The organism is Oricola sp., from assembly GCF_022763245.1.
GTDB lineage: Bacteria > Pseudomonadota > Alphaproteobacteria > Rhizobiales > Rhizobiaceae > Oricola.
Map to the genome: position 1 here is coordinate 425,267 of NZ_JALEGV010000012.1, position 11,687 is coordinate 436,953.

Below are 11,687 nucleotides of genomic sequence, written 5' to 3' on the forward strand. Positions count from 1 at the left end.
GCTCGCTTTTCAGCCGCCGACAGAGTGACGGGTTGACGCTCCGTCGCGCGGGGCCTAGCTCTCCGCAGACAATCTCAAGGAGAGCAACATATGGCACTCGACGGAAAGATCGCGATCGTCACCGGCGGCGCGCAGGGCATCGGATACGCGATCGCCAAGCGGCTTCTGAGCGACGGCGTGCGCGTCGCCCTCGCTGACATCGACGAAAAGCGCGGCCAGGCCGCCGAGGCGGATCTCGCCGCTCTGGGCGAGGTGCGCTTCATCGGCGCCGATGTCGGCGACCGGCTGAGCGTGCACAACCTCATCGCGTCGACCCTCGACGTCTTCGGCGACATCGACATCCTCGTCAACAATGCCGGCATCGTCCACGGCGCCGACTTCCTCGACATCGAGGAAGAGGATTTCGACCGGGTGATGCGCGTCAACCTCAAGGGCCAGTTCCTGTGCGGCCAGGCCGCCGCCCGGCTGATGGTCGACAAGGTCAAGAACGGCGGCGCGGCGGGCTCGATCGTCAACATGTCGTCGATCAACGGCGCGGTCGCCATCCCCAACCAGGTGCCCTATTGCGTTTCCAAGGGCGGCGTGAACCAGCTCACCAAGGTCATGGCCATGTCGCTGGCGCCCTACGGCATCCGCGTCAACGCGGTCGGCCCCGGCTCGATCATGACCGAGATGCTGTCCTCGGTGAACGACGATCCGGAAGCGCGCAACCGCATCCTGTCGCGCACCCCGCTGCTGCGCATCGGCGAGACCGCCGAGATCGCCTCCGTGGTCTCGTTCCTCGCCTCGGACGACGCCGGCTACGTCACCGGCCAGACGATCTACGCCGACGGCGGACGGCTGGCGCTGAACTACACCGTGCCGGTGCCCGAAGAGGAGTAGGAGGGCCGGCGGACCTCCTGACAGAATGGTGTCAGGAGGGGTGTGAGACAGTGCGGGCGTCATCCACTCCTGTCGAAGGAATTCCATCATGCCCGACCAACCGAAAAACACCGCCGTCTGGTTCGAGATCCCGGTCGCCGATCTCGATGCCGCCAAGCGCTTCTACGAGGAAGTGCTGTCCATCTCCATGACCCGCAACGACGAGGGTCCGAACCCCATGGTCATGTTCTCCGGCATGTCCGACATGGGCGTGTCGGGCCATCTCTATCCCGGCAAGCCCGCCGAGGCCGGCACCGGCAACACGATCCATCTCGCCGTCGAGGACGCGCTCGACGGCGTGATGGGCCGGGTCAAGGCCGCCGGCGGCGCCGTGGTCTCGCCGGTCATCGACATCCCGGCCGGCAGCTTCTTCTACGCGACCGATCCCGACGGCAATTCCATCGGCCTGTTCAAGGCGGGCTGACGCGATGCGACGGGCCGACCGCCTTTTTCAGATCGTCCAGCATCTGCGCGGCGGCCGGCTCGTCACGGCCAAACTGCTTGCCGAGAAGCTCGAGGTCTCCGAGCGCACGATCTACCGCGACATCGCCGACCTGCAGTCGACCGGCGTGCCGATCGACGGCGAGGCCGGCGTCGGCTACATCATGCGAGAGGGCTTCGACCTGCCGCCGCTGATGTTCTCGCGCGACGAGATCGTGGCGCTCGTCGCCGGCGCCCGGCTGGTCAAGGCCTGGGGCGGCGCCACGCTCGCCCGCGCCGCCGAAGAGGCGCTGATCAAGATCGAGGCGGTGCTGCCCGCCACCGAGCGCGCCCGCATCCATTCCACCGAAATTCACGCGCCCACCTTCCTGATGAGCGACGAGGACCGCGAGAAGCTGGACGTCGTCGAGCGCGCCGCCGAGACCCGCAACCTCCTTCGCTTCGATTACGTGGACGCCGGCGGCCAGACGACCAGCCGCTCCATCCGCCCGCTCGGCCTGTGGTTCTGGGGCGGACGCTGGCTGTTCGTCGGCTGGTGCCTGCTGCGCGAGGATTTCCGCATGTTCCGCGTCGAGCGCGTCCGCGCCGTCGAGACGCTGGACGAAACCTTCAGGCCCGAACGCGGCAAGACCATCCGCGATTTCTACCGCCAGATGGAAGACCGCGGCGAATACGGCCCGAACGGCGCCTCGGCCGGTGTGCCGGAGGCCTGACCATCGTCCGCGTCCGCCTATCGCACGATCCGGGCACTCTGCAGCAACTCGGCCAGGACCTCGGCGGGAACCGACCAGGACGACGAGCGGCAGCCGGCCGGGCCCGCCAGCGAGAGATGGTACGACCGGTCGCCATGCACGGCGCAGGCCTGCACGTCGGGCGGCACGTAGTTGCGGCAGCCCAAATAGGTTTTCGCGATCGTGAATGCGAGGCCGTCGGGCGCCTCCGCGGGCAGTGTGCTGTAACTCGTTTCCTCCGGCCCCCTCTCCTCGATGCCGCCGAACCCGGTCGCACAAGCCCGCGCCGGCGACCGGGATGACAGCGCCACGAGCGGCATCGGCTCGTGGCAGGTCGGCGCCCGGCAGCCCAGAAGCACGGTTTCGCCGTCGGGTGCGACCGAGATGCGCCAGACTTCGGTCGAGACGCGGAAATCCGCCGCGCCGATCCGGACCGTCTCCACGACGGGGTCGGGCGCGGTCGCCGTGCCGACAAGGTAGTGCAGGGCGCTCCCGACCCGGGACTGCGTTCCCACCGTCTCGGGACGCATGGCGAAGCGATATTCGCTGCCCTGCCATGCGACGCAGCCAATGGCGAATTCGGGCGAGGACAGCGCGTCGCCGGCATGCCGTTGGGCGAGGACCAGCGCAAACCGGCCGGCGCGGACGACATTCGCATAGGCCCGCCCGGCATCGGGAAACAGCCGGTCCACCTCCGCCGACATCGCCTCCTTGGTGCAGGCCTCCTCGCCCTCGTGCCGGCTGATGTCGATGACGGCGCCCCCGCAGTCGGGCTGCACGCAGGTCGCGACGAGACCGTCGCCCGATCGCTCGATGCGCCAGAATCCCGTGTCATGGTTGAACGTCAGGTCGCCGATCGCAATGCTGGCGGTCGCCGCGGCGACAACGGCGCTCTTCCCGCAAAGCGCCAGCACAAGCCCGGCCAAGGTCCCGAACCCTCGCAGCATCCAGACACCCCATCCGCTCCGTGATCGTCGATCCGAGTGTCGCCGACGATTGCGGCGCGAGCGAGGTCGGGACGCGGCAACCCTTCAACGAAAAAGGCCCGCCAAGAGCGAGCCTTCGTGTCTGTGCGTCGCTGACGGAAGCGTCTTACTGCTCGTCGTCCTCGTCCTCGTCGCTCTGCGAGCCCTTCAGCGAGGAGAGCCGTGCGAAGACCGCGTCGGCGTCCAGTTCTTCCTCTTCCTTCGGGGTCGGCGGGCGCGACAGGATGTCGTCGACCGGCAGGTTCTCGGTCTCGGACGCCGGCAGCAGGCTCTCGCCCTGGCCCTCGGGCTCCGGCGGACGCAGTTTGGCGGCCTTCTGCACCTCGAAATCGAGGTCGATCTGCGAGCAAAGGCCGAGCGCCACCGGATCGACCGGCTGCAGGTTGGCCGAGTTCCAGTGGGTGCGGTTGCGGATCTGCTCGATCGTGTTCTTGGTCGTGCCGACGAGGCGCGAGATCTGCGCGTCCTTCAGCTCCGGATGGTTGCGCACCAGCCACAGGATCGCGTTCGGACGGTCCTGCCGCTTGGAGACCGGCGTGTAGCGCGGGCCCTTCTTGCGCAGTTCCGGCACGGTGTATTTCGCAGCGGCCAGCTTCAGCTGGTAGTTCGAATCGGCTTCGGCGCGCGCGATTTCCTCGCGGCTCAGCTGGCCGGTGTTGATCGGGTCCAGGCCCTTGATGCCCTGCGCCGACTCGCCGTCCGCGATCGCCTTCACCTCGAGCGGGTGCAGTTTGCAGAACTTGGCGATCTGGTCGAAGCTCAGCGCGGTGTTGTCGACCAGCCAGACGGCGGTCGCCTTGGGCATCAGAAGCGTGTTGGCCATTGATAAACCTTTCCTGTTCGTCCGCGCCGGTGCCGCGGGCGTGGTGTCGAACCACTGATTTTCCGGAAGAATAGCCGTCTCATAGCTCAACTCGCCGCGCTTCGCAACAAAGGCGGCCAAGACGATTGGCCGCGCCGCAGCGGCGCCGCCCCGGGCCGAAACCGTCTATGCGACAGGAAGCCGGAGGCTCGTTCCGATTCTGCAGAGGGGCAACGGCGAAAAGCGCCTCAACCGACGTCGGCCATCCGCCGCATGGTGCCGCGCGCCAGGAATGCCGGTATCTCGCCGGCCGCCATCGGTTCGCCATAGAAGAAGCCCTGCACGTTGCGCGCGCCCAGCGCACGCAACGTCTCCAGTTCCTCGGCGGTCTCGGCGCCTTCCACCACGCATTCCAGTTCCAGCGTCGCGCACATGTCGATCATCGTCTTGATGACCCTCGCGGTGCGGGCGCTGTCCTTCAGCCGCGCGACGAAACTCCGGTCGATCTTGACCGTGTTGATGTGCAACTGGTCGATATGGCCGAAATTGGCGTAGCCGACGCCGAAATCGTCGAGCGCGACATGCGCGCCCAGCGCCGACAGCCGCGCCAGGGCCTGGCGGGCCGCCTCGTAGTCGCGCATGACGAGCGTCTCGGTGACCTCGAACTCGATGCGCTCCGGCGGAAATCCGCTTTCGGTCACGATGCGGCAGATGGCGTCGACCGCGGCCGGCGACTCGAGATCGCGGATGGAGAGGTTGCAGGAGAGTTTCAGCGGCTCAGGCCAGGCGCGCGCCGCCTCCAGCGACCGCCGCAGCAGCGATTCCGTCAGTTTCGAGATCGTGCCGATGCGCTCGGCGATGGTGATGAAGACCTCCGGCCGCACCGGCCCGAACTCGGCGCTGTCCCAGCGCGCCAGCGCCTCGAAGCCCCGCGTCTCGCCGGTCAGCACGTCGGTCTGCGGCTGGTAGAGGAAATGGATCTCCGCGTCGAAGTCGCAGTGGCGCAGCTTCTGCTCGATCGCGCTGACAGTGCTCCGCTCGGCCGCCATCTCGGCGTCGAACACGGCGATGCCGGCCTCTTGGTCCTTGGCCCGCGACAAGGCGTAGTCCGCGCGGCCGAGCAGTTCCGTCGCGCTCCCCGCAGTCTCTTCAAGCGCCATGCCGACGGACGCCGACACCTGCAGGTCGTAGCCGCGCACCCTGACGGGTTGTTCGATCTCGGCGCAGATGCGCTGGCCGCAATGCACCAGGGACGCCGGGTCGCCGGCCTCGCAGACGATCACGGCGAACTCGTCCCCGCCGACACGGGCGACGAAACAGGTCGCGTCGCACGCCTGGGCAAGCCGCTGGCCGATCTGGACCAGGACCTCGTCGCCGAACAGGTGGCCATGCGTGTCGTTGACGTCCTTGAACCTGTCGAGGTCGATGATCGCCAGGCCGATGGGCGCGTCCGCGCTGTCGCGGTCCGCCAGCATCGCGTTCAGCCTGCGGAAGAACTGGCGGCGGTTCGGCAGGCCGGTCAGCATGTCGTGATCGGCCAGGTATTCGGCCTCGGCGCGCAACCAGTCGGAGACCAGGCTGGCGCTGATTTCCCGGCTGATGGAATGGCGCGTCATCGCCGTCAGGCAGAACCCGACCACGGCCGCCGCGAAAGCGACGAAAGCGTATTGGGTGCGGACATCGCCGCCCGCCTGTCCGGCGAAGAACAGCACCGTCGCCGTGCATGTGGCGAAGGAGAAGAGGGTCACCGCATGGCTGATGCTCGCGGTCGCGACGGCCAGCGCCAACAGCATGAACAGGATCAGCTTCACCGCGTGGAAATGGTAGAGCTGGTGGGCGACCAGCGCGAGATAGATCATCAGGAACATCGCCAGCCCGCGCAGTTCCAGTTCGCGCCGCCCGATCGCACGCTTCGACAGTTCCCGCGCGACCGCCGCGCACGCCGCAGCGATGATCAGCGAAATGCTGCCGAGAAGGAGAAAACCCGTCAGGCCGTCGACGAGGTAATAGGTGACAGACTTGACGAGGTAATAGACCGTCGCCGCCATCAGGGTGATCTGGAGCATCACCTGGTAGGAAGCGACGAGGCGCCGGTCGAACTCCGCGGCATCGACCAGCTCGCAATCGCCGGAGATCAGACGCCACACCCACTGGCGAAGCCCGTCCGCCACGGAAGGCGTCCCCCGCGACGCGGCGTGCGTGTCACCTTCGCCCGGCCGCGCCGGACGCGACCGCCGCGGCATGACGCGATCGTCACCGCCGCCGGCGGTCCCGATCTCCCTCGCATGCCAGTCTGTCGCCATCGCGCGCACTCCTTCCCTAACGTTATCAGGGGAGGAGTTACAAAATGTTGCCGAGGCGGCCCTGCCTGTCGGCATGGTTTCCGAACCGTGAACGGGGGAGCCCCTGTGCCCGGGCGTCATCATTTCTTCGCAGCTTTGTCATGGCGCTGTCATGTGCCTCGCAAAGAAGTCTCGCGTCGACTGCCGGGCCGATTCCAGGCCCCGCTTTGCAGATTCCAGACAATCGAGGGAACTGAACATGCCCAGACAAACCAGACTGCTGGCCACGGGAACCGCGCTTGCCGTGCTGTTTTCCGCAGGCGCCGCTTCGGCCGAACCGGTCTTCAACCGTGTCGCGTCCTTCCCCGTCAACACCAACCTTCCGGCCGACGTCGATCCGGCGACCGAGACCTCTTCGGAGATCATCTACGTCACCGAAGACGGCATGACGCTGGTCTATTCCGACAGCCCCTTCGGCGGCATCGGCATGATCGACATCTCCGACCCGGCCAACCCGGCCCCCGGCGGCTACGTCAAGCTCGACGGTGAGCCGACCTCCCTCGTCATCCAGTCCGGCCACGCCTTCGTCGGCCTCAACACCTCCGAAAGCTACACCGAGCCGTCCGGCGCGCTGCTGTCGGTCAACCTGGAAACGGGCGAGATCGAACAGAGCTGCGACCTGAAGGGCCAGCCCGATTCCGTCGCCCTGTCGAAGGACGGCGCACTCGTCGCCGTCGCCATCGAGAACGAGCGCGACGAGGACCTCGGTGACGGCGGCCTGCCGCAGATGCCGGCCGGCACGCTCGCCATCATCGGCGCCGCCGACGGCGCGCTGGATTGCGGCACCACGAAGTTCGTCGACATGACCGGCCTCGCCGATGTCGCCGGCGAAGATCCGGAGCCCGAATTCGTCGATTTCAACGAAGCCGGCGAGATCGCCCTGACGCTTCAGGAAAACAACTACATCGCCATCATCGACGCCAAGACCGGCGAAGTGGTGTCGCATTTCTCCGCCGGCTCCGTCGATCTCGACAATGTCGACACCGAGGAAGAAGGCGCGCTCACCTTCGACGGCACGCTGACCTCCGTCCCGCGTGAGCCGGACGCCGTCCAGTGGCTCGACAACGACCGCCTCGTCATCGCCAATGAAGGCGACTGGAACGGCGGTTCGCGCGGCTTCACCATCTTCTCCAAGGCTGGCGAAGTCCTCTACGACAGCGGCCTGTCCTTTGAATACGAAGTCGCCATGGCCGGCCACTATCCGGAGAAGCGCTCCGGCAACAAGGGCGCCGAGCCGGAAGGCATGGAAGTCGGCACCTTCGGCGACAAGACCTTCATCTTCCTCCTGTCCGAGCGCGGCTCCGTGGTCGGCGTCTACGAGGACACCGGCGCGGCGCCGGAATTCAAGCAGATCCTGCCGACGGCGCTGGCGCCTGAAGGCGCGGTCGCCATTCCGGGCCGCAACCTGCTCGCCGTCGCCAACGAAGCCGACCTGATCGACGACGGCGGCGTCCGCTCGCACGTCACGATCTATTCCTATGAAGAAGGCGAAGCCCAGTACCCGATGCTGGTCTCCGGCATGGACGGCGACGTGCCGCTCGGCTGGGGCGCCATGTCCGGCCTCGTCGCCGACGAGGAGCAGGCCGGCATCCTCTACGGTGTCAACGACTCCTTCTACGCGATGCAGCCGACCATCTTCACCATCGACGCCAATCAGACGCCTGCGAAAATCACGGCGGCGACCCGCGTCACCCGTGGCGGCGCGGCTGCGCAGCTGATGGACCAGGAAGGCATCACGACCGACGGCAAGGGCGGCTTCTGGCTCGCTTCGGAGGGCCGCACCGACCGACTGATCCCGCACGCCCTCTACAACGTCAACGCCAAGGGCGAGATCAAGACCCAGGTCGCGTTCCCGCCGGAACTGCTGGCCGTCGAGAAGCGCTTCGGCTCGGAAGGCGTCACTCGCATCGGCGACACGCTCTGGATCGCCATCCAGCGCGAATGGGCCGATGACGAGGCCGGTCAGGTCAAGCTCGTCGCCTACAACACCGACACCAAGGAATGGGGCGCCGTGCGTTACCCGCTGGAGCCGAAGGGCGCCGGCTGGGTCGGCCTGTCGGAAATCACCGCCCATGGCGACTATGTCTACATCGTCGAGCGCGACAACCAGATCGGCGCCGCGGCCAAGCTGAAGAAGCTCTTCCGCGTGCCCGTCTCCGAGCTGCAGCCGGCTGCGCTCGGCGGCGAGCTGCCGCTGGTGACGAAGGAAGAAGTCCACGACTTCATCCCGGACCTGACCTCGACCGGCGGCTATGTCGTCGACAAGATCGAGGGCTTCGCCATCGACGCCGCCGGCAACGGCTTCGCGGTCACCGACAATGACGGCATCGACGACTCGAACGGCGAGACGCTCTTCCTGCGCCTCGGCGCCATGTAAGTTCAGCCTCCCAAGGCGAAAACCGAGAGCCGGGGCGCGACCAGCGCCCCGGCTTTTTCGTGTCGAGGCCTGGAGCGACGGCCGGGCCGGCCGGGCCTGCCCTTGCGGCACCGTGTCTGAAACTCTAGGGTGTGACCTTGCGTCAGATCAGAGTCCTTTTCAGAAGCTCCATTGCCTTATGAATTTCCTGCCTTCCAAGACAGTCCGCACCGCCGCGTCATTTCTCCTCAGCACCACCTTCCTCGTCCCCGCTCTCGCATCGACATCCGCCGTTGCGGACGAGGCCGCGCAAGGCTGGTCCGGCTGGACCGCGCTCGGCGGCTATTACGGGTCGGAAGGGTCGAGCTACGGGGAACTGGTGCTGTTTGCGCCCCTCCACCAGACCGACGACAGCCTCTTCTTTACCGACATCCGCGGCAAGTTGTTCGAAGGCGAGATCCTGGAGGGCAACGCCGCGGTCGGCTTCCGCCAGATGACCGGGTCCGGCTTCAATCTCGGCGTCTGGGGCGGGCTCGACGTGCGCCGCACGGCCAATGACAACGTGTTCGGCCAGGTGTCGGGCGGCCTGGAAGCGCTTTCCGACAATTTCGATTTCCGCTTGAACGGCTACCTGCCCGTCACCGGGCCCAAGACCGCCTCTGCCGGCGACGCCGAGGTCTTCCTGACCGACAGCAACATCTTCATGATCGGCGGCGAGGAAGTCGCGCTTCACGGCGTCGATGCCGAGGCGGGCGTCCGGCTGAATTTCGGCGACGACAATGCCGGCCACCTCGCCATCTATGGCGGCGGCTACTGGTTCGACCACGACGACGCCTTCGAAGCCGTCACCGGCGGCAAGGCGCGCGTCGAACTGGCCTTTAACGACGTCGCCGGCGACGGCTCCAGCCTCGTCGCGCGCTACGAATACACCAGCGACGACGTCCGCGGAGACCGGCACACGGTCGGCGCGAGGCTGCGCATCCCGCTTGGCGCCGCGCCGCGCGCCGCGCGCTCCATGAGCGTGCAGCAATGGCGCATGACGGATCCGCTGGAACGCGACACGGACATCGTCATCGGCCAGTCCGAGGAGGAACTGGTGGCCGACGCCTATTCCGACGTGCGCTTCGACCGCGTCGCCTATGCCGATGACGCCGGTTCCTTCCAGTCCGGCATCGACGAGGGCGCCAACACGCTGATCATTCTCGACGGGTCGCAGGGCGACGTGACCGGCGGCCAGACGCTGGCCGAGGCGCAGACCCTGCTCGGCGGCGGCAGCACGCTCGCCGTCTATGGCGTGGAATCCGGCACGACGGGCATGGTCACCGCCCCCGGCCTGCGCCCGACGCTCGTCAACGGCGCCGGTTCCGGCTACGCACTCTCGCTCGGCGGCTACAACACCGTTGCCGGCATCGATGTCAGGTCCGAACTCGTCAAGACCGACGGCACCGTCGACGGCGTCACGCTTGGCGGCATCGACGGCTCGGGGCTGGACGTCATCGCCCTTCTCGACATCGGCGTGACGGTCAACATGGAAGGCACCGGCACGGCAGGCGCCAGCGACAACGGCGTGACGGGTACCGATGGCGGCCTCGATGTGAACGCCGAAGACGGCGGCGACGGCGGAACGGGTGGCGGGGGAACCGCCGGCGTCAGCGAGAGCGAGGTCTTCGGCATCAATCTGGCCGGCGCGTCGGACGTCCTGATCGAAGACGTCACCATCGACGCCACCATGACGGGCGCCGGCGGCGCCGGCGGAAGCGCGACCGGCGGAGCGGGCGGCGATGGCGGTTACGAATATGACGACGAAGATTCCCAGGGCCTCCCGGGCGGCTGGGGCGGAAACGGCGGCACCGGAGGCGACGGCGGCGACGGCGTCCATGCAAGCACGCTCGCCGCGCTCGACCTGAGTGGCGCGGACAATGTTCGCGTCGCCGACACGGTTGTCACCGCCGGCATGACGGGCACCGGCGGCAATGGCGGCAGCGCCACGGGCGGCTCGGGCGGCAGCGGCGGCAGCGGCGACCGTGGCGGCTACGGCGGCGATGGCGGAACCGGAGGCACCGGCGGCACGGCCGGGGACGGCGTCGCCGGCGAGACCAGCGTTCGCGGGATCGACCTCGCCGGTGCGAGCGACGTCGAATTCGAGAATGTCACGGTGAATGCGAGCCTGGCCGGCACTGGCGGCAATGGCGGCGGCGCCAATGGCGGAGCCGGCGGCGGCTCCGGCGGGGAATATGACGGCGAATGCAACTGTCCGGGCGAGGCCGGCACGGGCGGAGCCGGTGGAACCGGCGGGTCGGGTGTCCACGACGCGTCCGTCGCCGGCATCGACGCCGCCTCCGCCTTCGACATCCGGATGACCGGCACCGACATCACCACCACCATGACCGGAACGGGCCGCAATGGCGGCAATGCCAATTACGGCGTCAATGACGGCGAAGCGGGCGGCGGCGACGGAGGCGACAGCGGCTTCGGCATCTCCGGCGGCTGGCTCTACGGCCTGCGGCTCGCGGACGCGTCATCCGTCTGGCTGACCGACACGACGATGGCCGCCAGCATGACCGGAACCGGCGGAACCGCGGGCAGCGGCAACGGTTACGGCGATCCGGCAGGCACCGGCGGCGACGCGGCGGCCGGCGTTTTCGACAGCCGTTTCTACGGTATCGACCTCAGCGGCTCTTCCGACACGACCCTGGTCGGAACGTCGGTCACCGCCTCCCTGACGGGAACCGGCGGAAACGGCGGCAATGCCACGGCGCGCTATTCCGATGGCGGCATCGGCGGAAATGGCGGCGTCGGCGTCGGCAACACCCTGCTGCACGGCATCGACCTGGCGGGCGCGTCCACGGCGTCGCTGGAAGACACGTCCGTCACGGCGTCGATGACCGGCAATGGCGGGGATGGCGGCGACAGCAGCGATGACGGAACCGCCGGCACCGGCGGCCCCGGCCTGAGCGGCGAGACCTTCGAGCGGATCAACCTCACCGGCGTCGTCAGCTACGACTACGTCGACACCCCGGTCGAGGCGGGCGCCGGCACGAGCGGAACCGACGGCAGCGACGGCGCGCCCTGAGGGACAGACGGAACGCATGAAAAAGCCGGGGCGCG

General features: G+C 67.7%; 8 protein-coding genes. 5 read left to right on the plus strand and 3 right to left on the minus strand.

Annotated elements, in window-relative coordinates; all coding sequences use genetic code 11:
- The first annotated feature begins 90 nt into the window (after positions 1–90).
- The 3 genes from MRY80_RS06320 to MRY80_RS06330 all read left to right on the plus strand — a co-directional run bounded on the left by MRY80_RS06320 (position 91) and on the right by MRY80_RS06330 (position 2,075).
- Positions 91–882, plus strand: coding sequence for an SDR family NAD(P)-dependent oxidoreductase (locus MRY80_RS06320; RefSeq protein ID WP_293289138.1), 792 nt, complete (start codon positions 91–93; stop codon positions 880–882).
- Positions 883–970: 88 nt separating this feature from the next.
- Positions 971–1,345: a VOC family protein gene (locus MRY80_RS06325; protein ID WP_293289140.1), complete on the plus strand. Its 375-nt coding sequence runs from the start codon at positions 971–973 to the stop codon at positions 1,343–1,345.
- Between the two features lie 4 nt (positions 1,346–1,349).
- Positions 1,350–2,075, plus strand: coding sequence for a YafY family protein (locus tag MRY80_RS06330; RefSeq protein WP_293289142.1), 726 nt, complete (start codon positions 1,350–1,352; stop codon positions 2,073–2,075).
- 17 nt (positions 2,076–2,092) lie between these two features.
- On the opposite strand, the gene MRY80_RS06335 is transcribed toward MRY80_RS06330, so the two are convergent.
- From MRY80_RS06335 to MRY80_RS06345, 3 genes are all read right to left on the minus strand, one after another.
- The gene (locus MRY80_RS06335; RefSeq protein ID WP_293289144.1) at positions 2,093–3,040 is read right to left on the minus strand and encodes a hypothetical protein; all 948 of its coding nucleotides are present in this window, start codon (positions 3,038–3,040) and stop codon (positions 2,093–2,095) included.
- A 145-nt stretch (positions 3,041–3,185) separates the two neighbouring features.
- Positions 3,186–3,902 carry a DUF1013 domain-containing protein gene (locus MRY80_RS06340; RefSeq protein ID WP_293289146.1) on the minus strand — a complete coding sequence of 239 codons (717 nt, stop codon included), beginning with the start codon at positions 3,900–3,902 and terminating at the stop codon, positions 3,186–3,188.
- A gap of 227 nt (positions 3,903–4,129) precedes the next feature.
- Positions 4,130–6,184, minus strand: coding sequence for an EAL domain-containing protein (locus MRY80_RS06345; RefSeq protein WP_293289147.1), 2,055 nt, complete (start codon positions 6,182–6,184; stop codon positions 4,130–4,132).
- Positions 6,185–6,422: 238 nt separating this feature from the next.
- Here MRY80_RS06345 and MRY80_RS06350 point away from each other — a divergent pair, with 238 nt between their 5' ends.
- Together MRY80_RS06350 and MRY80_RS06355 are read left to right on the plus strand one after the other, a co-directional pair.
- Entirely contained in the window at positions 6,423–8,600 is a 2,178-nt protein-coding gene (locus MRY80_RS06350) for an esterase-like activity of phytase family protein (protein WP_293289149.1), read from the plus strand.
- Positions 8,601–8,778: 178 nt separating this feature from the next.
- A complete protein-coding gene (locus MRY80_RS06355) occupies positions 8,779–11,652 on the plus strand; it encodes a hypothetical protein (protein WP_293289151.1) in 2,874 nt (957 codons plus the stop codon).
- Positions 11,653–11,687: the final 35 nt, after the last annotated feature.

Coding starts and splice junctions, on each gene's coding strand:
- MRY80_RS06320 (WP_293289138.1), top strand. CDS start 91: ATGGCACTCGACGGAAAGATCGCGATCGTCACCGGCGGCGCGCAGGGC.
- MRY80_RS06325 (WP_293289140.1), top strand. CDS start 971: ATGCCCGACCAACCGAAAAACACCGCCGTCTGGTTCGAGATCCCGGTC.
- MRY80_RS06330 (WP_293289142.1), top strand. CDS start 1,350: ATGCGACGGGCCGACCGCCTTTTTCAGATCGTCCAGCATCTGCGCGGC.
- MRY80_RS06335 (WP_293289144.1), bottom strand. CDS start 3,040: ATGCTGCGAGGGTTCGGGACCTTGGCCGGGCTTGTGCTGGCGCTTTGC.
- MRY80_RS06340 (WP_293289146.1), bottom strand. CDS start 3,902: ATGGCCAACACGCTTCTGATGCCCAAGGCGACCGCCGTCTGGCTGGTC.
- MRY80_RS06345 (WP_293289147.1), bottom strand. CDS start 6,184: ATGGCGACAGACTGGCATGCGAGGGAGATCGGGACCGCCGGCGGCGGT.
- MRY80_RS06350 (WP_293289149.1), top strand. CDS start 6,423: ATGCCCAGACAAACCAGACTGCTGGCCACGGGAACCGCGCTTGCCGTG.
- MRY80_RS06355 (WP_293289151.1), top strand. CDS start 8,779: ATGAATTTCCTGCCTTCCAAGACAGTCCGCACCGCCGCGTCATTTCTC.